General features: G+C 43.7%; 23 protein-coding genes and 4 pseudogenes. 8 read left to right on the top strand and 19 right to left on the bottom strand.

The features are described 5' to 3' along the window. The gene (locus tag PUN35_RS17625) at positions 1-618 is read left to right on the top strand and encodes a flavin reductase family protein (protein ID WP_014481120.1); all 618 of its coding nucleotides are present in this window, start codon (positions 1-3) and stop codon (positions 616-618) included. A 177-nt stretch (positions 619-795) separates the two neighbouring features. Beyond that, positions 796-1,131: a DUF4181 domain-containing protein gene (locus tag PUN35_RS17620; protein WP_014481121.1), complete on the top strand. Its 336-nt coding sequence runs from the start codon at positions 796-798 to the stop codon at positions 1,129-1,131. A gap of 4 nt (positions 1,132-1,135) precedes the next feature. Here the strand turns inward: PUN35_RS17620 and ggt are convergent, their stop codons facing one another. Next, positions 1,136-2,713 (bottom strand): gamma-glutamyltransferase, encoded by a 1,578-nt coding sequence (ggt, locus tag PUN35_RS17615; protein ID WP_014481122.1) that lies wholly within the window; start codon positions 2,711-2,713, stop codon positions 1,136-1,138. Between the two features lie 213 nt (positions 2,714-2,926). Here ggt and chrS point away from each other — a divergent pair, with 213 nt between their 5' ends. Genes chrS through chrA form a run of 3 tightly spaced genes read left to right on the top strand, consistent with a single transcriptional unit; the run spans position 2,927 to position 4,543 of the window. After that, the gene (gene chrS / locus PUN35_RS17610) at positions 2,927-3,403 is read left to right on the top strand and encodes a chromate efflux transcriptional regulator ChrS (protein ID WP_014478181.1); all 477 of its coding nucleotides are present in this window, start codon (positions 2,927-2,929) and stop codon (positions 3,401-3,403) included. 13 nt (positions 3,404-3,416) lie between these two features. Then, the gene (gene chrB / locus PUN35_RS17605; RefSeq protein ID WP_014481123.1) at positions 3,417-4,010 is read left to right on the top strand and encodes a chromate efflux transporter subunit ChrB; all 594 of its coding nucleotides are present in this window, start codon (positions 3,417-3,419) and stop codon (positions 4,008-4,010) included. After that, positions 4,007-4,543, top strand: coding sequence for a chromate resistance efflux protein ChrA (gene chrA / locus PUN35_RS17600; protein ID WP_014481124.1), 537 nt, complete (start codon positions 4,007-4,009; stop codon positions 4,541-4,543). Before chrB ends, chrA begins: the two co-directional genes overlap by 4 nt. Positions 4,544-4,570: 27 nt before the next feature. Here the strand turns inward: chrA and PUN35_RS17595 are convergent, their stop codons facing one another. Beyond that, the gene (locus tag PUN35_RS17595; protein ID WP_014481125.1) at positions 4,571-4,792 is read right to left on the bottom strand and encodes a hypothetical protein; all 222 of its coding nucleotides are present in this window, start codon (positions 4,790-4,792) and stop codon (positions 4,571-4,573) included. Continuing rightward, positions 4,789-5,334: a flavodoxin family protein gene (locus tag PUN35_RS17590; protein WP_014481126.1), complete on the bottom strand. Its 546-nt coding sequence runs from the start codon at positions 5,332-5,334 to the stop codon at positions 4,789-4,791. The genes PUN35_RS17595 and PUN35_RS17590 overlap by 4 nt, the downstream gene beginning before the upstream one ends. A gap of 122 nt (positions 5,335-5,456) precedes the next feature. Here PUN35_RS17590 and PUN35_RS17585 point away from each other — a divergent pair, with 122 nt between their 5' ends. Continuing rightward, positions 5,457-6,338, top strand: coding sequence for a LysR family transcriptional regulator (locus tag PUN35_RS17585; RefSeq protein WP_014481127.1), 882 nt, complete (start codon positions 5,457-5,459; stop codon positions 6,336-6,338). 97 nt (positions 6,339-6,435) lie between these two features. On the opposite strand, the pseudogene PUN35_RS17580 reads toward PUN35_RS17585, so the two are convergent. From PUN35_RS17580 to PUN35_RS17505, 16 genes and pseudogenes are all read right to left on the bottom strand, one after another. Beyond that, positions 6,436-7,137: pseudogene (locus PUN35_RS17580) on the bottom strand (endonuclease V); the annotation flags it as partial. Positions 7,138-7,257: 120 nt separating this feature from the next. Next, on the bottom strand, positions 7,258-7,611 hold the full coding sequence (locus tag PUN35_RS17575) for a hypothetical protein (RefSeq protein WP_014481129.1): 354 nt from the start codon (positions 7,609-7,611) through the stop codon (positions 7,258-7,260). A 12-nt stretch (positions 7,612-7,623) separates the two neighbouring features. Beyond that, complete coding sequence (locus PUN35_RS17570; protein WP_031601064.1) at positions 7,624-7,968, bottom strand: nitroreductase family protein; 345 nt, start codon at positions 7,966-7,968, stop codon at positions 7,624-7,626. A 346-nt stretch (positions 7,969-8,314) separates the two neighbouring features. Next, a pseudogene (locus PUN35_RS17565) lies at positions 8,315-8,612 on the bottom strand (T7SS effector LXG polymorphic toxin); the annotation flags it as partial. A gap of 131 nt (positions 8,613-8,743) precedes the next feature. Then, complete coding sequence (locus PUN35_RS17560; protein ID WP_021480772.1) at positions 8,744-8,953, bottom strand: hypothetical protein; 210 nt, start codon at positions 8,951-8,953, stop codon at positions 8,744-8,746. Positions 8,954-8,966: 13 nt separating this feature from the next. Beyond that, entirely contained in the window at positions 8,967-9,485 is a 519-nt protein-coding gene (locus PUN35_RS17555; protein ID WP_033881787.1) for a hypothetical protein, read from the bottom strand. Between the two features lie 7 nt (positions 9,486-9,492). Next, a complete protein-coding gene (locus PUN35_RS17550; RefSeq protein ID WP_031601067.1) occupies positions 9,493-11,304 on the bottom strand; it encodes a ribonuclease YeeF family protein in 1,812 nt (603 codons plus the stop codon). A gap of 18 nt (positions 11,305-11,322) precedes the next feature. Continuing rightward, positions 11,323-11,583 carry a YwqI/YxiC family protein gene (locus PUN35_RS17545; RefSeq protein ID WP_003227825.1) on the bottom strand — a complete coding sequence of 87 codons (261 nt, stop codon included), beginning with the start codon at positions 11,581-11,583 and terminating at the stop codon, positions 11,323-11,325. Between the two features lie 9 nt (positions 11,584-11,592). Continuing rightward, a complete protein-coding gene (locus PUN35_RS17540) occupies positions 11,593-12,015 on the bottom strand; it encodes a YwqH-like family protein (RefSeq protein WP_010332155.1) in 423 nt (140 codons plus the stop codon). Between the two features lie 219 nt (positions 12,016-12,234). Further along, positions 12,235-12,342, bottom strand: a pseudogene (locus PUN35_RS17535) (hypothetical protein); the annotation flags it as partial. A 49-nt stretch (positions 12,343-12,391) separates the two neighbouring features. Beyond that, positions 12,392-13,176, bottom strand: a pseudogene (locus tag PUN35_RS17530) (YwqG family protein). Between the two features lie 211 nt (positions 13,177-13,387). Then, on the bottom strand, positions 13,388-14,710 hold the full coding sequence (gene uglF, locus PUN35_RS17525) for a UDP-glucose 6-dehydrogenase UglF (RefSeq protein WP_014481135.1): 1,323 nt from the start codon (positions 14,708-14,710) through the stop codon (positions 13,388-13,390). A 194-nt stretch (positions 14,711-14,904) separates the two neighbouring features. Beyond that, on the bottom strand, positions 14,905-15,669 hold the full coding sequence (locus tag PUN35_RS17520; protein WP_014481136.1) for a tyrosine-protein phosphatase: 765 nt from the start codon (positions 15,667-15,669) through the stop codon (positions 14,905-14,907). A gap of 48 nt (positions 15,670-15,717) precedes the next feature. After that, positions 15,718-16,434: a tyrosine-protein kinase PtkA gene (ptkA, locus tag PUN35_RS17515; protein WP_015714839.1), complete on the bottom strand. Its 717-nt coding sequence runs from the start codon at positions 16,432-16,434 to the stop codon at positions 15,718-15,720. After that, entirely contained in the window at positions 16,424-17,170 is a 747-nt protein-coding gene (gene tkmA, locus PUN35_RS17510) for a protein-tyrosine kinase activator TkmA (RefSeq protein WP_003227811.1), read from the bottom strand. The genes ptkA and tkmA overlap by 11 nt, the downstream gene beginning before the upstream one ends. Positions 17,171-17,403: 233 nt before the next feature. Then, a complete protein-coding gene (locus PUN35_RS17505) occupies positions 17,404-17,547 on the bottom strand; it encodes a YwzD family small protein (RefSeq protein ID WP_003242876.1) in 144 nt (47 codons plus the stop codon). A 203-nt stretch (positions 17,548-17,750) separates the two neighbouring features. On the opposite strand from PUN35_RS17505, the gene PUN35_RS17500 reads away from it, so the two are divergent. Next, entirely contained in the window at positions 17,751-19,361 is a 1,611-nt protein-coding gene (locus PUN35_RS17500; protein WP_014481138.1) for an SWIM zinc finger family protein, read from the top strand. Beyond that, positions 19,348-22,116 (top strand): DEAD/DEAH box helicase, encoded by a 2,769-nt coding sequence (locus PUN35_RS17495; RefSeq protein WP_014481139.1) that lies wholly within the window; start codon positions 19,348-19,350, stop codon positions 22,114-22,116. Before PUN35_RS17500 ends, PUN35_RS17495 begins: the two co-directional genes overlap by 14 nt. Positions 22,117-22,171 lie beyond the last annotated feature (55 nt).

Genomic DNA, 22,171 nt, shown 5'->3' with positions numbered 1-22,171 from the left:
ATGTACATATTTCAAGCTGATCAGCTTAGTGCCAAAGACACATACAAGCTATTGTCAGGTACCGTTATTCCCCGCCCCATTGCATTTGTGACAACACTTTCTTCAGAAGGAGCGGTCAATGCCGCGCCTTTCAGTTTTTATAACGTCGTCAGCTCAGATCCTCCGCTTCTCAGTATTTCTGTTAACAGGACGGAAGGACGCCAAAAAGATACAGCGCGAAACGCAGTGGAGAACGGAGAATTTGTCGTTCATGTCAGTGATGAAGCCATCATTGAAGATATCAATGAAACAGCTGCAAGCTTAAGGCCGGATGAAAGCGAGCTTACACGCACCTCGCTTCATCCTGTTGAAAGCAAAGCTGTTTCAGTTCCCGGCATTAAGGAAGCCCGCGTTCGCTTTGAGTGCAAATTAGAGCGGCATATTACCTTTGACAATGATCAAGGCATCACTACAGCAGATCTGCTCATCGGAAGGGTTGTCTGCTTCCACCTAGATGAAAAGGTGTATGATGCAGAAAAGGGATATATTTTAACGGATGAATTAAAACCTGCCTCACGATTGGCGGGAAATCACTATGCCAAGCTGGGGGAAGAATTCACACTGATTCGTCCCAGCTGAAGAGAAGGACTATTTAAATAGAAGAAACTAGTCAAAAAGACCTTATGATTACAAAATATCGCCTGTAAATAACTGAAAAAATATCAAAAAAAAGAACACCCAGAGTAAGCTCGGGGTGTTCTTTTATGAAACGTTTTTCCTTTTTCTTCGTATAAAGGTAGATGAGGAGGAATTGGAATGACAAACTTTTGGATTTTAATGCTGATCGCTATTACCATCAGTCTCGCCTCTCAATTTTTTATAAAGAAAAAATACGGTATTGATAAATCCGGCTGGCGATATAAGCATGTCAGCAATACACACAAATGGATCGAAATCACTTTACTTATTTTGTTTGTATTTTCACTCTCCTTTTTTCCAGTTGAATATTTGCTTCTTTTATTTTTTATTGTGATTGACTCAATACGAATTTTTATGGAGTGGCATTATAGACCTGAAGATAAACAGTATATGTACCACATTGTAGAGGTCTCCCTTATGTTTATGCTTTTGATTTATATTTGTACCCTATAGTTATTTATATCCCCACAGCCGCTCCGTCTCCCCGAGGATCGGCTCCGCCTTGGAGAAAGCCTTCTTCATCAACTTTGATTGCAGCCGCTTGTCCCATCAGCGGATCATAGTCACCGACAACCTCCACGAGATGCCCGCTGTCTTTCAGTTTTTGGATTGTTTTGTCTGTGAATCTGCCCTCGACTCTGAGACCTTCGTATTCCTCTCCCCACGTTCTGCCCCATACCCAGCGCGGTTCGCTAATTGCCTGCTGTGGATGCATTCCGTAGTCCAGCATTCGGGTAATGATGGCCGTCTGGGTCTGCGGCTGGCCTTCGCCGCCTTGTGTGCCGTACAGAATTTTTGGCTTTCCGCCTTTACAGACCATAGCCGGCATCAACGTATGGAAGGTGCGCTTTCTCGGTTCAAGCGTGTTGACATGATTTTCATCCAGTGAGAAAAATGATCCGCGGTTTTGCAGTAATATGCCTGTATCACCGGCAGTGACTGCCGAGCCAAATTCAAAGTACAGGCTTTGAATGAATGACACTGCGTTGCCATCCGCATCGATTACGGCCGCATATGCCGTATCACTTCCCACCGGCCTGCTTTCTGCCGGTTCTGCCAGATAGCCGATTTCTCCCGCCAATCGTTTCGCATAATTTTTATCTAAAAGCCTTTCAAGCGGAATGTCAGCAAACGCAGGGTCAGTCAAAAAGGCATTCCGATCTACAAAACTCTTTTTCAACGCCTCCACAAGCACATGATAATACTCAAATGAACCGTGCTCGATTTGGGTGAAATCATAGTTTTCCAAAATGTTCAGTGTTAATAAACCGGTAAATCCCTGAGAATTCGGCGGCGCCTGATACACACTGTATCCTCGATAATCACTTGATACAGGCGCTGCCCACTCACCCCGATGCGCTTTAAAATCATCGATTGTCATGTAACTGCCGTTATTCTGTAAATGTGAGACAATCCGCTGAGCGAGATCTCCTTCATAAAATGCGCTTCTTCCTTTTTCAGCAATCACATTCAGACTGTCTGCAAGCTCTTTTTGCAAAAACCGCTCTCCCGGGACAGGTGCTTTGCCCCTTCTCGTGAAGATGTCAGCCGTGTAAGGCGTGGAAGCCAGCAATTCAATATTCTTTTCTGTGTGACGACACTGATCAGCTGATACAGGAAACCCATTTTGGGCATAATCGCGTGCGGGCTCCAATACATCTGCAAGAGACAGACGCCCGTACTCCTTCAGGACCGCATCCCAGCTATCAACCATTCCCGGCACGGTAATGGCACTGTCAATCCCCCGCAGCGGAATCGCGCTTTTTCCCTTATATACATCTCTCGTTACGTTTTTTCCTGAACGGCCGCTGCCATTGTAGACTTTTACTGCCTTTGTTTCCTGGTGAAAGGTTAGCCAAAAGGAATCCCCGCCAAGTCCGGTCATATGCGGATACACAACCGCAAGACAAGCACTCACCGCAACAGCAGCGTCAAACGCGTTGCCTCCCTTGTCTAGTATGCGGTTTCCGGCTTGAGAAGCGAGGTAATGCGGACTGACGACCATTTGCTTTGTACCGATGACAGATCTGTTCATCACAAGTCCCCTTTTTTAAGAAATTTTCTTCAGTATAGGGAGCCTGATTTTTCACATCTACTGATCCGGCAGAAAAACTGACGAACTTTCTACTTTTCGCAAATAACAAGATATTTTTTCGTTCATTTCGAAAACAAATGAAAAATTATTATTTCGATACGTAACTTTTGTGATAAAATGATTGCTAAAAGGCTACGAAAGCAGGTGGAGCAATTGAGTCATGAATATCAAATCCCCAACCTTGTACTTGATGAGACTGATAAACAAATTCTCACGATTTTGCATGAAGAAGGCAGAATTTCTTATACGGATCTTGGCAAAAGAGTCGATTTGTCACGGGTCGCCGTGCAGGCCCGTATCAACCAATTAATTGAAGCCGGTGTTATTGAAAAATTCACCGCTGTCATCAATCCCGCTAAAATCGGCATTCATGTTTCCGTGTTTTTCAATGTCGAGGTAGAACCGCAATTTTTAGAAGAGGTCGCTCTTAAGCTTGAGGAAGAGCCTGCGGTCACCAGCCTTTATCACATGACAGGCCCGAGCAAGCTGCATATGCATGGGATCTTTGCCAACGATCAAGAAATGGAAGAATTTTTAACAAAACGGCTGTATCCATTGCGAGGCGTCGTCAGTGTTGATTGCCAGATGCTGATCAAACGATACAAAAGCCGTATGGGAATGAAGCTGTAAAGGAGAGAAACGAATGAAAAACCATCCTTATCGGGATATGACGGCCGCAATGGTTCGCACCGGCATATTAGGGTTCGGCGGCGGACCTTCCGTGATTCCGCTGATCCGCCATGAAGCGGTCAATAAATATAAATGGATTGACGATGATGAATTCGGAGAAATATTAGCAATCGCTAATGCGCTTCCCGGACCGATTGCCACCAAAATGGCTGCTTATCTGGGCTTTAAGCTAAAAGGCACAATAGGTGCAGTTGTGGCGACCCTCGCCCACATTCTGCCTACATGTCTTGCGATGGTGGGCTTGTTTGCGGCTGTAAATGTGTTAAGCCATTCAGCAATTGTTGCAGGTATGATTGGTGCTGTCACGCCGGTAATTGCGGTCATGCTCGGAATCATGGCGTACGAGTTTGGCCAAAAAGCGCTTAAAGGTTTCGGCTGGGTCACCGGTATCCTGTTTTTTATCATCGCTTTTATCGGCCTGCAAACTTTACAGATTAATCCCGGCCTTGTCATTATCATTTTCTTAGCATACGGGGCGTTTCATTTTAAACTGAAAGACAAAATCACAAATAAACATTCAAAAGATAAAGGAATGTCAGCCTCATGATATCGATCTATTTATTTATGGCGTTTTTTATCGCAAACCTACTGGGATATGGCGGCGGACCTGCGTCTATCCCGCTAATGTTTGAAGAAGTCGTAAACAGATACAGCTGGCTCTCAAACGATCAATTCTCAAATATGCTCGCACTTGCGAACGCATTGCCGGGCCCGATCGCCACGAAAATCGCTGCGTATGTCGGCTACAGCGCAGGCGGGTGGCCCGGCTTCCTAATTGCCCTGATCGCAACCGTCGTACCGTCGGCGCTCGCATTGATCGTCCTGCTGCGCATCATCCAGCGCTTCCGCCAATCACCTGTCATCAAAGGCATGACGCTGTCCGTCCAGCCTGTCATCGCGGTCATGATGCTCATTCTTACCTGGCAAATCAGCGCAGACGGCATCAAAGCGATCGGCTGGATCCAATCGATCGTGATTGCGGGAATTTCGCTCCTTGCCATGACAAAATTCAAAATGCATCCGGCATTTTTGATTATCGCGGCGTTTTTATATGGGGGCCTTGTGATCCCTCATTTTTAGAAAAAAGCACCTTGACAGGTGCTTTATTTATTTTGGCCCAGAAATGCCGTTTGATATGACAGCTGTTTCTTCTCCTGCGTCACTCTTGATGATGTGCTTGACTTGCAGCGTGGTTCCTGCCATTCTCACAGATTGCTTCAACTGGGACGAATTGGTTTCAACTTGTATCCAAACAGGAGGCTGGACCTTCCAAAATAAAAAGAATGCAAGAATCAGCATGCCAGCAACGACCGACAGCAAAAACTTCATATCGCATCGCTTCTTTTCAGTAAGCGGCTCGCAGCGGACAGCGCCTGATGATCACGAAGAATATCGCCTGGACGATTGCCTTCTCCCAGCACATAACCTTTAAAGGGCATTCCCATAAAATGAAAAATATGTTCGAATTGCTGAATCAGCGGCAGCCCTTTTATTTTTGGATTGTCTCCGCCCACTGCTATTACATATGCCTGTTTCACTGACATTTGCTGTTTAAAATCAGGAAATCTCGGATCTCTCAACGTCTGTGACCAGCGATCAATAAACAGCTTTAATGTCCCTGACATGCCAAACCAATAAATTGGGGTGGCGAATACAAGAATATGGCACTGCAATATCCGTTCAATGATAGAATCGTAGTCATCTTGAACAGGACGAAAGCCGCCTTGGGCGTGACGCAGATCTTCAATTGGCTGGATTCGATATTTCCGCAAATGAATGTGCTCTGTATCGAATCCTTGAACAGCCTTCTCCGCAAGAATATCCGTATTTCCGCCAGACCGAGTTCCGCCGTTAATAACCGCAATTTTCATGATGCATCTGCTCCTTTGTTTACGAATGATTTTCTTCATCTTATAATGGATTCATCAATCAATACAGATGATTATTTCGATTAATCCAATCGCTAAAACCGATTTAGAAAGGAAGAGAACAAGTGGAATTGAAGCAGCTGATCACCTTTATTACGGCGGCAGAACATGTAAACTTCACCCTAACCGCCAAAATGCTTAATTATGCACAATCAAGCGTTACCTCTCAGATCAAATCACTTGAAGAAGAAATTGGGACGCCTTTATTTGAACGGCTCGGCAAGCGGCTTATCTTGACAGAAGCAGGAAAAACGTTCAAATCTTATGCGCAGAAGATCATTGCGTTAACAGAAGAAGCGAAAATGGCCGCAAATCAAGTAAGAGAAACAACCGGAACCTTAAAAATCGGGGCGACGGAAAGCCAGTGCACATACCGCCTGCCCCCTATCATAAAAGAATTTAAACAGGCTTTTCCCCAAGTAAAGCTCATATTCAAACCATATATCTCCAATGAACAAGCGAAAGAACAGCTCTTACAGGGCCAGCTTGATATCACCTTCATCTTGGATGTAAACCGGATGGAAGACGCACTGCACGTTGAATCTTTGATTCAGGATGAGATCAAAATGGTGGCTGCTAATGACCATCCTTTTCCTGCGGATTTACCAGTAACATTGAAGGATCTTCAAAACGAAACTCTTCTGCTGACAGAGGACGGCTGCTCGTACCGCACGCTCTTTGAGAACAATTTGCATGACTCCGGTGTCTATCCTAACAAATTGGAATTCGTCAGCATAGAAGCCATCAAACAATGCGTGATGGCCGGACTTGGGATTGGAATCTTGCCTGAAATGACAGTAAAAGATGATATTGCAGCAGGCCGGATGAAAGAACTCAATTGGCAGAGCGATTGCCCCGTTTTCACTCAATTAGCATGGCATAAGGACAAGTGGATGTCTGCGCCATTAAAGGCTTTTATCGATTTGACACGGAAAACATTCAAATAAAACCTCTCCACAAGGACGACAAGGTTTTTGAGACCATGAAAGCACACACATACAAAAAAACACTTGATGACTTAGAGCCCCAAGTGTTACACGTGATTTTTCTGTAAAACGTTCGCAAAACATGCGTCTCAACGTCAGCCAGGCGGACAGGGATCGGCAGCCTGCTTTCTTGATTGATCAAGCTCATCGTGATCTGATAGCTGCTGTCTAAATCAATATAATTACCGCAAGACAAGAAAATAGGCTTCACGTCCCGCCGCGTTCGCAGCGCCCGGCCATATACCTCGCCGTCAATGAGAATATCGGTGTATGCACCGACTTCATTTTCAGGCATCACGAAATCATAGCCTTTGATTTTGAGATAGGTTTTCGCAATCCCAATCGTCGGCTTGCCCAGAAAAAAAGCCGCATGGGTGGCAACGCCCATATGGTTGTAATGCAAATATCCGTTGCCATCAAACAAGAAGACATCCGGCTCCGTCTCCAGCTTTTTCGCCGCCTCGATGATCAAAGGCAGCTCACGAAACGCAAGAAAACCGGAAACATACGGCACGCTGATTTTCCCCATGCTGTGCACTTTTTCAATGACTTCTTTTGTATCAGCGTCAATCACGATAATACTGCACACTCCGTATGGTTCTCCGTTCTGCTCCCAATAGGCGAGATCGACGCCTGCGCAGGTGTTGATGGAGTCTAGGTTGATGGAGGTGGATAGGTTGATTTTATGGATAAGGGATTGTTGTGTTTTTACAAATTCTTCTCTGTTTAGGTTGAAAGAATGTATTTGTTTAACATGCATCTAAAATCAATCCTACCTCCTGTTAACTAGTGTCTGTTTTTCTTTGTATTCATTTTTACTTTGAAAACTTACAACTCCAGGTTCTGCAAACTTTATTAATAGTTCTAATTAAATGTTTAACTACATTTCATTATTCGTAACTTTGTTTAATATAAATTCTATATTTTTAACTATTTCAATATGGCTATTTGTCTGAAATTCATATATGGGTTGATCCCAATCCTCATTTTGCATCATAACTAGTTGATAAAATCCATTAGCATCCGCATCTGGATACCAACCTAAATCAAGTAAGTAATTTTTACGAGAGTATGTTAATTGCATTAAATCTTGTGAAAAAAACAACCATTTTTCATCGTCTGGTGCTAGGTTTTTCGGATCAATTTCTCTAAAACTGTTTTGATTTATGGTCCATCCTTTTGGAATCCTTAAGGGTTGTAAACTTATTTCTGGCATTTTTTTTATCTTTCTCATAAAAGCCTCCTATTACTTATCAATACCAAGTTGTTTTAAATACTTATCTAATCGACTTCCAGCAATCGGATGACCATGATATTCACCACCAGAAAACTCCGCTCTAATCCAGCTTGTTGGTGTACCTAGATCATAACCGACTGTTTTTCCTGCATCATAAATGAAATAATAGTTGTTATTTCCATTATCAATAATATGACCTTTTAGAAGTGCCTCTTTTTCTAAAGCTTTGTTATTCACATCTGGTAAGTACTGAGCAGCTTTTTTACCTGTCATACTAAAACGTTTTGCTTCTTCAGGTGTTTTAGCCTTAACATGTTTATGACCATGCGGAGTAAACGAAGCATTATTAAGCATCGTTCTAAATTCTTTACGACCATAATATCCATCGTGAGCTACTTTATCGTGATTTTTAGAAATGTTAGGACTATGAGAGCTTCCCTTACGACCGCCATCACTACCATCTTCACAATCCCAAGATCCTTAACAGCCGTCTTTTCCACATCTACACGTACTGTCGGGATTCCGAATGTAAAGCCCTCCGGAGTTACTGGGCGTTCTGCGTATACGCGGACGTTTGTTGGGACTTTGAATTGTTTTACTTTTTCTAGTGTTTTGTTTGCTTTTTGGAATTTTGAATGGGTTGCAAGCGGGATGCCTTTATCAATATGTTTCGCCAATGCACCGGCTCCAACCAAGCTCAATGCCGCTTCGAGCGCCCCTTGCTTCCGCTTCTCCTCAGACACTTTGTTTCCGAACATATCCCGGCCTGTGACGGCTTCTGAGAATCCGTTTGACGCTACAAGGCCGTATGCACCCATTTCTGTCATTTTGAGAATGTCTAAGGATTTGCCTGTTTTGTAGGCGTCTAATGCGTGTTCAGCAGCGATAGCTGCTTTTCCGGTTTTGTAGATGGCTTTTCCGCCTTTGAAGGCCCGGCCTGCCCAGCCGACGACTGGTATATATCCCACGGCTGCCATGGTGCCGACTGTGACGCGTTCAAAGCTTATACTTATTTACGCTATATAAAACAGTGGACAACAATCTAATAAAAAAACCTTGAAAGGCTTCAGTGCCAATCAAGGTAGAAAATCAAACCAACTCGAAGCGTTTATTTGTTTTTAATAATGCCTTAAGATTTTTTAACAATACTATTAATTCCTTCAAATATAATATCTCTCATAACTTCATTATTACTGTTATAATTTCTTTCATTTCTAATTTTATTAAAAACCTGCTTTATAACCCCATCAATCATTATTGTTAATCCTTCTATATCTTCTTCACTCCCCTCCTTTTTAAAACTTTCATTTATTATTACCAAGCTATCATCTTTTGACATTTTATTTTCTCCTTTACTCTCTTTCTTTCTCATTAAAAACTTTGTCTATATAATTTACATCATCAAAAATCCAGTATCTATCCTCTTCAGGAATATAACTAGTAAAGTCTTCCCGAACCCCTGTCCAATTATTAGGAACATAATTTTCAAAAGGTAATAACTCAGGATACAGCGAAAGAAGCATTTTTTGATTAAAGTCTATATATAATGATGGCCTTAATTCTAGAATAGTACTTTCATAATCCTGATGTTCAACTAACTTCTTTAATTCTGAAGACGGGATAATATAGTCAGTATATTCTTTTAAATAAAGACGATAATTATCTTCATTTACAACTGAAATGTTATTTCTTAGAGAAAGAGCAAAGTCCATATCAAAACTAAACCCGTTTTTTTCATAGGCTTCTTTATATTTCATGATATCTAGTATCCAAACATCTCTTTCTGTTAGATACCATGAGAATTGAGAAGAAGTCTTTACCCCGACTATTATATTTTGGGCATACTCCGGTTTTAATAACAACGAAAACACCACTTTCTCATTCTATTTTTTTGGCTGAATGCCCATATTCCTCTAACCACTCTATCCATGGTTCCGCCGGAAGTTCATAACTAACTCCCGGTGTCGTAGGATCAACAAGCTTTGGAGCAGTTCTCCCCTGGTTACGAGGGTTTTTAGTATATCCATACTGATCAATTACTGTCTCCTTGATTAAATCATCAACCTCTTTAGGTACCTTAAATTCTACAATTTCTCCGCCTGGTCTTGCTACATCTCGATAATATTTAGCGTGTTCTAAATTGTAAGCACTTATGTTTAAATCAGCATTTTTAATAGGAATAACAATGCTTCCATTACTATTTACTTTAATTCTATACTGACTTGTTTTATTTCCCGCTCCTCCGCCTTGAACTCTGTAATAACTTACTGATTGTTCGACAGGATCGACAGATTTTTTACTTGATTGTAACTTATCATTATTTACTTTCTTCGTATATAATTGTTTCTTCTCTGGCTTTAAGTCAAATGTATGGCCAGTCGAAGTAACAATCTGTTCTTTATTTATATGACCACTTTGCTTAATTTTAGAAAAAGAATAACTCTTATCAAGATTTCTTCCCATCGATAGCGTATTGTCAACCGACTTCGCCAATGCACCAGCACCAACCAAGCTCAATGCCGCTTCCAGCGCACCCGTTTTCCGCTTCTCCTCAGACACTTTGTTTCCGAACATATCCCGGCCTGTGACGGCTTCTGAGAATCCGTTTGACGCTACAAGGCCGTATGCACCCATTTCTGTCATTTTGAGAATGTCTAAGGATTTGCCTGTTTTGTAGGCGTCTAAAGCGTGTTCAGCCGCGATAGCTGCTTTTCCGGTTTTGTAGATGGCTTTTCCGCCTTTGAAGGCCCGGCCTGCCCAGCCGACGACTGGTATGAATCCGGCAGCGGCCATAGCTCCTGCTGTCACACGCTCTGCGGTGGAGAGTTTTTCTCCGGTAACCGGATCAACGCCTTCGGTTGCTCTTTTATAATCATAATAGCCAGTGACTTCTCCAGTAAAGTTGCAAACTCCATCCCATGTTTTTTCGTACCACGGTTTGTTTGCTTCTTCCTCGGCTTTTTCCTGGAGCCGTCTTGCTTCTGCTTGCTGGGTTTTTGCATCGATATAGGTTGTTCCTTGATTTTCTACTTCAATGACGCTTTTGTAGACTTCATTGCTGTGGAAGGCTTTTTTGTCATAGTACATAGGAGAAGCGCTCTTCCCATTGCTGGTGGCCTGCATGAGAACGGAATATTTGGTGAGCACTGCGTTGTCCAGAGATTCTAAATTTTGATATTCAGTTGTCAGGGATTCATCAAGCTTATCGACAGCTGTGATCGTGTCACGTCTGATTTTTTGGGCATCGCCCATCTTATCTGCATAGTCGTCAAGCGTATACATGTCGAGGTCAATAATATCGCTGATGCCTGACAAAATAGAATCGATTTCTTCTTTATGGGCGGAGACAATCTCTGAGGCTTTCAGGTCTCCATTGGGCAGCTCATGATCCAAAAAAGAAGTTTCCACATATGAATCATTCAGTTCTTGATCTTTAATATCTCCTGAAATGCCATTTAAAAACGCAATTTGAGCAGAGACAAGCGTCAGCCAGCTGTCTACGATTTCCGCCTGTCCCTGAAAAAAATCTTTAATATTGTCCGCGCCTTTTCCTTTAAAATTATCGCCTAAATCTGCAACTCCCTGAAACGCTTTTTTCAGCGTATTCAGCTGCTCCTCAAGCGTCTCATATTGCTTTTTTCTGCTCTTCGCTTCTTCGATTAAAGATTTAGATTCAAATACTTTGCTCATCGCACTGCCCTTTCTTTTCTATTTTACCGCTATCGCCTCGTCCTGCTCTTTGAGTGAATCTACATTATCCTTTGTATCCTCGATATTTTTCTGTACCGCTTTTTTATAATCTCCGAGCATGGTTTTGATGTTCTCCTCACGCTCATGGTATTTTTTCGTATAATCGAGTTTGTTTTTTCCATTGGACCCCGCGGCGCCGATTGATACGTCAGCAAGCGCATCTTTGACAGAATCCAATGTTTTGATGACTGTGTCGTACTTCAGCTTAATTTCTGACATAAAAAAAGATCACCACCATTTTAGTTTACTAATTTGTCTTCCTGCTTCTTCTACGAAATCTTCTCCTTTAGCAAGAAGGTCGCCTGCGGCATTCGCTGCACTTTTTGTCAAATTCAGCTCAAATTTCTCTGTCTCAAGCCAGAATATTTTGCTTTGAATCGAAGCCATATACTCGTTATATTTATCATTCACAATCTTGGATGCTTCCGATTTCGCCTCTTCTCTTCCCTTGTCGAAATCATCGGCTTTTGTTCCCGTCCAATGCTTGCCCAATTCCGGTTTCACAATTTCTTTGATTTCAGTGATTGCCTCTTCTTGCAGTGTGTCTATGTCCTTTTTTGCTTTTTTCAGCTTTTCGATCTTGTCTTCCACGTCGGAAATTTTTCCGTTGAGCGAACTTTTGATATCCGCTAGCATACTTTCATAACCCATCTGAATCACCTCTTAATACTCAAAAAGTCGTATGGAGGGGCTGATGAAGATAGACTTTTCCATACTTTATTTCCATATATTATATTTTAAAATAGCCAGAAGGCGGCTTAAATAGGGTAAATGGCTTAATTTAGGCATATAACGCTCTTGGAATGTAGGTATTTGATCTTGTTTTTGTTCGTTATACAGCTAATAAAAGCGTTTTATCAAATAGAAATACCTAATGTCATAGTTATAAAGGCACTTGAAAGAAGCAGATTTTGTTGGCCTGCCTCTTACCGTGCTGAGCTTATTGTTCATCAGGTCGATCACGTCTGATTTTGTCATTTGGCTTCTATTATTCCCCCCTTCTGACCCTTTGGATCAAAAGCTTGTATTAGCTGCAGTCCCAGTTATACAGAACGTTTGAAAAGTCTTTTTTCCTTAGATCGTCAGGTGTGATGAAAAAATTGGCGATGCCGACGTCTCCCCACATTGAATCGATATCATCGTCTGAATCAATTTGTAAAAGCATGATGGTGTGTTCTTTATATGCGTATTCCCGTGGATCATGCTGGGTAAAAGAAGCGTATCCGCCGATTTTATGGCCAAATCCGTTTTCAGCCAGTTCATTATAAATGTCTTCTTCATCCTCGCCGAACTGACCAAAGAACTCCATTGTTTCCATGCCCGTATACTGCTCAAATTGAAAATCTGTAGGCAGCACCCATTCCGAAGATTTCACAGGCTCGACTGCCGCTTCTGATAAAATCGGAAAATCACATTCGCCTGTGCCAATAAATGAAAAATCAGAAACAAGCTCGTCTTCGTTTTCTATGATATTTTCAAAATAGATCACTCTGAAATCCTTTTGTTCACATCGATCGTCAAAATTCAATCCATAGACGTCATCATGAACAGAAATGTAGAACTGCAGGATACCTGAAGAAGGGTAGCCGTCAAGCTGGGGAATGTGCGAGAAATAATCTGTGACAGAAGCTTCATCGGCTGTCCATTTTCATCAGTCGGGTATGTTTCATGCTTGGGGAAATAGGGATCACCGGCAATTTTGCTGTCATATCGTCCTGTTTTCTCTTTTCGGACATTCAATTTCACGTATTCTTTCGCTGATTTCTCCAGCAAGTCGCGGTACGGTCTCATTTTTTCGGGCAGATGATTCATCAGATTCTCTCCTTTTCCGGCATCTCCAATTATTTTTGAAAGGTTTTATTTTCTGGTTTTCTTCGTTTCTTCTAATGTTTTTCAAACGATTGTTTAAAGAAGCCCTACTTCTGTATAATTTTCCAAACAATAGTTAAATAGTAGCAAATGTATTCAGCACCCCGCAATAGATGAAAAAAAGACTGGTGCGCAACCAGCCTTTCTTTTTCATCTATTGAATTGCACCTGACGGAACAACCGCCTTCCGACCGACAGAATAATACTCCACTCCTACAGCCGCAGCTTCATCCAATGTGTAGCAGTTTCTGCCGTCAAATATGAGCGGCGATTCCATCAAATCCTGATAAGCCGCTAACGGAAATTGTTTAATGTCAGCCCAGTCGGTTAAAATCATGACGGCGTCAGAACCTTTGACAGCTTCCTCGATCGTCTCTTTATATTCAACAGCTTGCGGGAGAACATGCTTTGCATGACCAACTGCAATGGGATCGTAGGCTCTGATACGGGCGTCGAGCGCAGCGAGACGGTCTGCAATAACAATTGACGGCGCTTCTCTCATATCGTCCGTATTCGGTTTAAATGACAGGCCTAAAAGGGCAATCGTTTTTCCCGTCACCCCGCCGAGCCTGTTCAGCGCTTTATCAACCAGCATCGCCTGCTGATTGTTATTGACTTTGATAACCGATTTCAGCAGTTCAAAATCATGCTCGACATTGCCGGCAATTTGCACGAGGGCGTTTGTGTCCTTTGGAAAACAAGAGCCGCCGTAGCCTATACCCGCTTTTAAAAACTGGCTCCCGATCCGCTTATCCTGTCCCATCCCGTATGCGACTGCTTCAATATCGGCGCCGACCTTTTCACATATATTCGAAATTTCGTTTATAAAACTGATCTTAGTGGCCAGAAAAGCATTTGAGGCATATTTGATCATCTCGGCGCTTCTGATATCCGTTTGGTAAATCGGGATTTGAAACGGACGGAAGAGCTCCTCCAGCGTATTTGCTGTTTTCTCATCGGCCGTCCCGATCACGATCCTGTCACCATGAAAGGTATCATAGATCGCCGACCCCTCACGCAAAAATTCCGGATTGGATGCAACCGAAATACTGACAGGCTCCGCTAGATGTTCAGTGATCAGTCCATTAATCAAATCGTTTGTCCCAACGGGCACTGTGCTTTTCGTTACCACGACTGTATCTCGTTTGACATGCTTTGCGATGCGTTTGGCCGCATCTGTAATTTGCTCCAGATTGGCGTGCCCATCGCTTTTCTGCGGTGTGCCGACCGCTATAAAAATGATGTCTGCCTGTGCCAAGCCTTTCTCATAGCTTTTTTCAAAGTTCAGCCGTCCATCAGCTGTATTTTTTCTCATCAGCTCTTCAAGACCTGGTTCAAATATGGGGGAAATGCCCTTTCTCATTTCATCAATCTTGTGAGCGTCAATATCAATGCAGGTTACATGATGTCCAATCTCAGAAAGAGAAACACCTGTCACAAGACCGACATAGCCTGTTCCGATGACTGTTATATTCATTGTTTCCCTCCAACAGTTAAATTGCTGCTTTGCAGCTTCCGTAATATCGTATGAGAACATCCTATCATGAATGCGAATGATCTCCCGCATAGCCTGTCGGGTACAGCCTGTACAGATTTCTGAAATGTGATTCAACCATACAATACACTATTATATCGCTCTCAAAAAGAAAGTGGTGAAATGAGAATCGGCTGTTAAAAAAGACCAAACAATTTTCTTCTTTTGACCGGCTGCGGAGGCTGTCTGAAGATGGTCTGATTCCGCAGGAGAAGCTCTGCATTTTCCGTCAGCATATAAGGAAGTTCCGAGCCGAATTCTTTCTCTAGAACATAAAGGGCCTCTTGAGTGTGAAAATTTCTCGTTTTCACATTATGGGCATCTGAGGCTACGAAATGGATCAAATTGGCTTCAACCAGCCGGAGAGAAAATGCTTTCAGCTGCTTGCCGAAGGTCCCCGCAAGACTTCCTGAAGTAATCTGAGATGCTGCTCCTTTTTCCACAAGATGATACAGCAAGGACGGGTTTTCGCGAATTTCCCTGTTGCGTTCAGGATGGGCGATAACCGGAATATATCCTTTCAGCTGCAAATCATAAAAAAGCTGCTCCGCATATCGGGGAACGTGATCAAACGGAAACTCAATCAAGATGTGTTTTGTATCATTCAGCGAAAGCAGCTGCTGTTTGGCAAGGTCTTGTTCCACCTCGCCGTAGATTCTGATTTCCTGTCCCGGAAGCACATGTAAAGGAATGTCTTCTTTGATTAAACGTTTGTTTAACTGATCTGCTGCTTCTCTGACTGCAGCTGGCTCGTTTTTATACACACCGTTGTTATGATGAGGTGTCGCAATGATCGTCCGGATTCCCTGACGAACAGCGGCTCTTGCCATTTCTATGCTGTCGGCCGAATCACCTGCCCCGTCATCCATTGCGGGAAGAATGTGACAGTGAATATCGATCATGTCCTAGCCCCCTTTTTTCGCAAAAATAAATAACGGGCACGATGCACGTTATTTATTTTGCATGAAATTGTCCTTGTTTCCGTAATATCCGTATTCAGAGTGCTTCGAAAGCTTTTTGCCGTTCATAATCGCCCCAAGAAGCTTGCTTTTGCACGTTTCAAGCGCCTCTTTCGCTTTTGCGGCTTGTTCTTTTTCTGTTTTCCCGCTTGAAATAACCAGAACAGAACCGTCTGCCACGTTGCCTAAAATCTGTGCATCTGCTACGGCAAGAATAGGCGGCGTATCAAAAATGACCATATCATATGCCGCACACGCTTCGTATGCAAGCTCCTTCATCCACTTCGAGGAGAGAAGCTCGGCCGGGTTTGGCGGGATCGGGCCGCTCGTCAGCACGTCAAGATGTTTTTCATTCGATGCCTGTACAGCCTGCTCCATAGAGCTTTTCTTTAATAAAACAGATGTTAAGCCAACCGTATTTTCAAGAAAAAAGGCCGTATGTACTGTTGGTTTTCGCAAATCAGCATCAATCAGGAGCACTTTTTTTCCCTGCTGGGCGAATACGACAGCCAGGTTGGCGGCCGTTGTTGATTTTCCTTCTCCGGGACAAGCCGATGTGATCATCACTGATTTCATCTGGCGGTCCACTGAAGCAAATTCTATATTCGTGCGAATCGTCCGATATTGTTCAGAGTTCAAGGATTTCGGCTCTGTCATTGCAATGACATTTCTCCGCATCCGCGAGTCTCTGCTTTTTCTAAGCGCCAAAATGTCCACTCCCCGTTTTTTCAGATTGGAAACCCTGTAAGGTCTTTGCTGTTTTCTGCTCATTCGCAATGGTGGAAACTGTCCCTAAAACAGGTATGTCCAGCAAGGATTCGAGCTGCTCTTCCGATTTGATCGTATTATCCAAATGCTCGAGCAGGAAGGCCAGTCCGATGCTTCCCGCCAATCCGGCTGCAAACGCGATGGCAATGTTTAGTAGCGGCTTTGGCGATACAGGGGACGGATGTTCTGAAACCTCGGCTTTTGACAGAATGCTGACATTGTCAACATTCATAATGGATGTGATTTTGTCTTGAAAAACAGATGCTATAGTATTGGCAATATGAGCCGCTGTTTCCGCGTTTTCATCCCTGACTGATATGTTGACCACTTGGGAGTCCTGTTCGCTGGATACGGTAATTTTGTCATTCAGTTCTTGGGATGTCATCGACAGGCCCATTTCTTTAATGACTTCATCTAAGATGGCAGGGCTCTTAATGATGACATTGTACGTATTGATTAACTGAAGATTGGTTTGGACATCGTTAAATTGGACTTCTTTTCGTTCATTTTTCGATTGGTTGACCAGAATCTGAGTTGAATTTTCATAGATGGGTGTAAGTGCGAAGAAACTAATGAGTCCGCCGGCAGCAGTGGCAGCTGCGGTTACAATCATAATCAAAAGTATGCGTTTTGTTAACGTTGATAATATCTCTTTTAAGCTAGTAGATTCTCCCATGATACCTCCAAATCTCTTATAACATCCTTTTCCATTTACGATTATACAACGTTGAAACCGCATTTCTCCAGCTTTTCACGTGACATAATTCGACATTTTTTTACAAAACGAAATGTTGCTCTTTTTTATGTAAGCGCTATATTTACTGTGTTGACAGCGCTGTCTCATTTTCTCTTATTCGTGCAGTCACGTAACCTCGCATAAAAAAATCCCGCAAAAGGCGTGCGGGATTTTTATGTTGCATATCCATTTTTAATATGAGAAATCAAATTTTCAAGCATTTCCTTCGTCGTCATCTCAGATGACTGCTCACCAATTTCATGTGCATGCATCAAAATTTTCAGAAATTCTTCTTGATTCAATTTCTTTTCACTCATCTTTTTTTTCCTTTCAGCTTCCATTAAGTTGAAAACACGATTATTATATGATGCTGGTTATCAATTTGCAATCTCTAATACATCATTCGACACATCCCATTTTTTATGTCCTTTTTTAGGAAAAACTTTTTAAGGCCGATGTGTTGCGATATAATAGAGAAATTGGATCTTTTTATTACGTGACTCGGTTAGGAGCGATAATCATGCTTCAGAATATGATTTCCAAAGACGATGTGCTGGCATCTGCTGAACAGTTAAAAGAACTTCTTCCTTACAATGAGGAAAATGTTCAGCTGATCAAAAAAGCCCTTATTTTATATCGGCAGGATTCAGTCTATCGTTTACAAGCAGTGAGTCCGACGGAAGTTACGGCTTACGTGCAGGATGTTGTACCTGTGCGGGTCACATTGAACTTGTTTGTCATAGTCAAAAGCGGCTGTTCATGTCCGTCCGGAAGAATCTGCCGCCATATGCTGGCTGTGTTTTTATATGTATATGCAATGTTCGAGCGAGTGGGTACTTTTACAGAGTATTGGCTGGAGAGGGAAAAGCTGGAGGAAAGCAAAGAGCTCGTCCGCCGCCAGTTTCAGGAAAAGGTGCTGCCTAATGAAGAATCGCTTTCAAGCTGGCTTGCTTTTTTTGATTCAGAGTTTTCTCTCTGGCAGGCACGTACGCCAGAAGGCAGCCAAAACATGCAGGGCCTCTATTACGGCTACCTGTCCGCATTAAAAAAACATGCGCCGAACAAGCCGGAGCTGAAAAGCCTGTATCAGATTCATTCCGCGATTGCGGTTTGGCTTCGCATGTTCACATTGATTGAAGCGGGCAAGCTGAACCCCGAACAAGATTTTTATTCCCTCAATCCGTACGTTGAACAGCTGATGGATACAATCTACAGCTCTATTGATAAATTAAAAACGTACGCGCTGTCTTTTGCGCTTGATCCGTTTTTGGATAAAACACCGGATGTTATCCGACCTTTGCTGTTGAAAGAAGAAATTTTCCAATATGAACGCATCCGCGTCTTCGGTGAAATTTGGAGTGCGCTGCTGTCGCGGCCAAAATGGGTGGCACGTGAACAGGAGATATTGAAAAAAGAAGCAGGACGGCGTTTTTCTCCCGAATTGCAATTCGGGCGCCTGCATTTGGAATTCCTGCAAAAGAATGATGACGTTATTTTTGCGGAAGCGGATCAATTCCCGCCGGAAGCGCTCCCTTATACGTTCCAATGGCTGAGTGAAATGACTGCCAAGAAGGACTGGAAACGGCTTAAAACATGGTACCAGCAAATTGAGCCAATTGCGATGGGTTATACGAAGCTGGATAAGCCGTTTAAAGAGATTCGCGATGTGATCGGCGAGCTGTTCCTTCTGTTGAATGCCTATGTGCAGCAAACCAATGATCAAGCGCTGTTTGAGCGCTTTGCCGCGGGCTGTCTGCCGTATACGTTCACAGAATACAGCCATCATTTATATGAAAAAAAACGCTATGCCGAGTGGATTGAAATTCATAGCCTTGTCGGCTTGTCCATCAATGAAATGGATAAAATGATGCTCAAGGAAATTGCAGCGAGCGACCCTGAGGCGCTTATACCGGCTTACCATAGAGAAGTGGCTTTTTTCATTGATCAGAAGAACCGCAGCTCGTACAAGGAAGCCGCCCGGTATTTGAAAAAATTGCGCACCCTGTACAAAAAAGCGAAAAAGCAGAAGGTGTGGGAGCGGTATATTCAGCTGCTGAGCTCGCATTACAAGCGCCTGCGTGCGCTTCAAGAAGAACTGCAGAAAGGAAAGTTGATTGATGGCGAGTCTTAAAGAAATTCTCATCCACGTCGAACAAATGGAAGATGGGTCATTTACGCTCTCAGCCTTTGATGAGAATGAGCAGCCTCTTCCCTACAACCATATGAAAAAGCATTTGTTCCAATGGCATGAATCCTCATTTTACGGAACCTTTCTAGAGGATGTCAGCTTCATCGGGACGACTGCTGTCCTGCTATCTCCATGGATGACTGTAGAGCTTCTCGGCAAAAACTCGTTCAACTCATTCAGCTCCGTGCAGCTTACAGAAGAAACAGAGCCGCTGATCGAGGCGGCCTCGACCATCTATGAATTTATCGCGGACGGCGATTTTCTGCCTGACTATGACGCATGGACAAACGGTGTTTTTCGCTGGAAGGACCGCGATAATATACTGGAGGGCTTTACTGCGGAATGGTTTTCCGCTGCCGTACAGGATTACATCCAATACGACGATGAACTGCGGGAGAAATGGGAACATATCAAGGAGAAATCGCCTGCGGTTACGTCATTCCGCGGCCATTTTCTTGATGAAGAGGATTTTCTGGAAGGCATTGGCTGGATTGACGACCAATCTCCATTTACTGTCGGCTTGCGCTTAAATGAACCGGACTTTGACGGAGACGATTGGAAAATTGAGATGTTTTTACGTGATAAAAAGAGCGGTGCTGTAGAATTTTTTGACAGGCTGAAGAGCCTCAAAAAATCGTGGCAGGCATACAGCGATAAAATCGCGCGTGAGCAGGACCGCTTTCACAGAACGGTTCCGTGGCTGTCATTTGATTCCGGGACAACGCTGATCTCGGAGGAAGAAGCCTGGATCTTCCTGTCAGAAGCAAGTGAGACGCTTGTCGATATGGGGGTAGAAATCCTCCTGCCGTCCTGGTGGCAGATTGTCAGAGACAGCAACATGATGCTGAAAGCAAAGGTGTCTTCCTCCCCGCGTGGAGAGTCATTTGTCGGCATGAATGCACTGCTTGATTTCAACTGGCGGTTTGCGACAAATGGAATTGAACTGACTGAGGATGAATTTAATGAGCTTGTCGCCAGCAACAGGCGCCTTGTTAATATCCGCGGGCAATGGGTTAAAATCGATCCGCAGTTTATCAAACAGATGAAACGCCTGATGGAAAAAGCAGAATCAGAGGGACTCCACATGTCTGATATTCTGGCGCGCGAGCTAATGGATCAGCAGGATGGCGGACTTGAGGATTCGGATCTGATTGATACATCCGCTTTCGCCGGCATTCAGTTTGATCTGTCTAAACAGCTCAGGTCACTGATTCGAAAGCTCACTGCCGCGGAAAACCTGCCGGAGCACGAAGTCAGTCCTTCTTTCAAAGGAACGCTCCGCCCTTATCAGAAATACGGCATGAACTGGCTGCTGTTTCTGCGGGAAAGCGGTTTTGGCGCCTGTCTGGCTGACGATATGGGGCTTGGGAAAACGATTCAAATGATCGCCTATTTCCTTCACGTGAAGGAAAGCGGCCGGCAAAAAACGCCTCATTTGATTATTGCGCCGACATCCGTACTTGGCAACTGGCAGCGGGAGCTTCAAACCTTTGCCCCTGATCTGTCTGTCGCGCTCCATTATGGGCCGCGTCGGCCAAAGGGGGATGATTTCGCCGCGCATTATGAAAACGCAGACGTGGTGCTCACTTCATACGGTCTGTCACATGCAGATACTGAAGAGCTTTCTTCTGTGACATGGAACACGATCTGCCTTGATGAAGCGCAAAATATTAAAAACGCGCATACGAAGCAATCACGCGCAATCAGGAAGCTGAAGGGGCTTCACCATATCGCGCTGAGCGGCACGCCGATGGAAAACCGGCTGACTGAGCTGTGGTCCATTTTTGACTTCATGAATAAAGGCTATCTCGGCAGTTTGACCGGCTTCCATAAACGCTATGTGCTGCCGATCGAAAAAGACCGGGACGAAAAGAGAATCGGACAGCTTCAGCAATTAATCCGGCCATTCCTTCTCCGCCGGACGAAACGGGATGAAGAGGTCGCGCTTAATCTTCCTGAGAAGCTGGAAGAAAAAGAATTTATCCCGCTGTCAGCCGAGCAGGCATCCCTTTATGAGCAGCTCGTCAAAGACACTTTTGACCATATGACATCCCTGACCGGCATGCAGCGAAAAGCGCTGATCCTCAGCATGCTTGGACGGCTCAAGCAAATATGCGATCATCCCGCGCTTTATTTAAAGGAAGAGCAAACCGAGCTGCTGGCCGGCAGATCAGTCAAGCTCGAAAAATTGCTGGAACTGATGACAGCGATTCGCGCCCAAAACGAAAGCTGCCTGATTTTCACGCAATACATTCAGATGGGGAACATGATGAAGCGGCTGCTTGAAAAAACGTTCGGGGAACCTGTGCAATTTTTAAATGGGAGTCTCTCCAAGCAAGAGCGGGATACACTCGTTGAGAAATTTCAAAGGAAAGAATATCCGACACTGATTCTTTCACTCAAAGCTGGAGGCACCGGACTTAATTTGACCGCCGCCAATCACGTCATCCATTATGACAGATGGTGGAACCCGGCGGTTGAAAATCAAGCGACTGACCGTGCATACCGCATAGGCCAGGAGCGCTTTGTCCACGTTCATAAAATGATTACGACGGGAACAATCGAGGAAAAAATTGATGTCATGCTTGAATCCAAGCAAACCCTGAACGATCAAATTATCCAAAGTGAAAACTGGATTACCGAGCTTTCCACACAGGAGCTTGAAGAACTGTTTACATTAAGCGCAACAGCGCAATAATCATGACTAAAAAAGCTGGCTCTGAAAGAGCCAGCTTTTTTCCGTTCATAGCCGT

This window comes from Bacillus sp. N3378-2at (assembly GCF_033412715.1).
Classification (GTDB): Bacteria; Bacillota; Bacilli; order Bacillales; family Bacillaceae; genus Bacillus; species Bacillus subtilis.
The sequence above is the reverse complement of the archived record's forward strand: the minus strand, read 5'-3'. Positions and strand labels throughout refer to the sequence as shown.

What these genes read in the sequence shown, in the direction of transcription:
- PUN35_RS17625 (WP_014481120.1), top strand. Translation starts at nt 1, where the DNA reads ATGTACATATTTCAAGCTGATCAGCTTAGTGCCAAAGACACATACAAG.
- PUN35_RS17620 (WP_014481121.1), top strand. Translation starts at nt 796, where the DNA reads ATGACAAACTTTTGGATTTTAATGCTGATCGCTATTACCATCAGTCTC.
- ggt (WP_014481122.1), bottom strand. Translation starts at nt 2,713, where the DNA reads ATGAACAGATCTGTCATCGGTACAAAGCAAATGGTCGTCAGTCCGCAT.
- chrB (WP_014481123.1), top strand. Translation starts at nt 3,417, where the DNA reads ATGAAAAACCATCCTTATCGGGATATGACGGCCGCAATGGTTCGCACC.
- chrA (WP_014481124.1), top strand. Translation starts at nt 4,007, where the DNA reads ATGATATCGATCTATTTATTTATGGCGTTTTTTATCGCAAACCTACTG.
- PUN35_RS17595 (WP_014481125.1), bottom strand. Translation starts at nt 4,792, where the DNA reads ATGAAGTTTTTGCTGTCGGTCGTTGCTGGCATGCTGATTCTTGCATTC.
- PUN35_RS17590 (WP_014481126.1), bottom strand. Translation starts at nt 5,334, where the DNA reads ATGAAAATTGCGGTTATTAACGGCGGAACTCGGTCTGGCGGAAATACG.
- PUN35_RS17575 (WP_014481129.1), bottom strand. Translation starts at nt 7,611, where the DNA reads ATGAGAAAGATAAAAAAAATGCCAGAAATAAGTTTACAACCCTTAAGG.
- PUN35_RS17570 (WP_031601064.1), bottom strand. Translation starts at nt 7,968, where the DNA reads ATGCTTAATAATGCTTCGTTTACTCCGCATGGTCATAAACATGTTAAG.
- PUN35_RS17560 (WP_021480772.1), bottom strand. Translation starts at nt 8,953, where the DNA reads ATGTCAAAAGATGATAGCTTGGTAATAATAAATGAAAGTTTTAAAAAG.
- PUN35_RS17550 (WP_031601067.1), bottom strand. Translation starts at nt 11,304, where the DNA reads ATGAGCAAAGTATTTGAATCTAAATCTTTAATCGAAGAAGCGAAGAGC.
- PUN35_RS17545 (WP_003227825.1), bottom strand. Translation starts at nt 11,583, where the DNA reads ATGTCAGAAATTAAGCTGAAGTACGACACAGTCATCAAAACATTGGAT.
- PUN35_RS17540 (WP_010332155.1), bottom strand. Translation starts at nt 12,015, where the DNA reads ATGGGTTATGAAAGTATGCTAGCGGATATCAAAAGTTCGCTCAACGGA.
- uglF (WP_014481135.1), bottom strand. Translation starts at nt 14,710, where the DNA reads ATGAATATAACAGTCATCGGAACAGGCTATGTCGGTCTTGTGACAGGT.
- PUN35_RS17520 (WP_014481136.1), bottom strand. Translation starts at nt 15,669, where the DNA reads ATGATCGATATTCACTGTCACATTCTTCCCGCAATGGATGACGGGGCA.
- tkmA (WP_003227811.1), bottom strand. Translation starts at nt 17,170, where the DNA reads ATGGGAGAATCTACTAGCTTAAAAGAGATATTATCAACGTTAACAAAA.
- PUN35_RS17505 (WP_003242876.1), bottom strand. Translation starts at nt 17,547, where the DNA reads ATGAGTGAAAAGAAATTGAATCAAGAAGAATTTCTGAAAATTTTGATG.
- PUN35_RS17500 (WP_014481138.1), top strand. Translation starts at nt 17,751, where the DNA reads ATGCTTCAGAATATGATTTCCAAAGACGATGTGCTGGCATCTGCTGAA.
- PUN35_RS17495 (WP_014481139.1), top strand. Translation starts at nt 19,348, where the DNA reads ATGGCGAGTCTTAAAGAAATTCTCATCCACGTCGAACAAATGGAAGAT.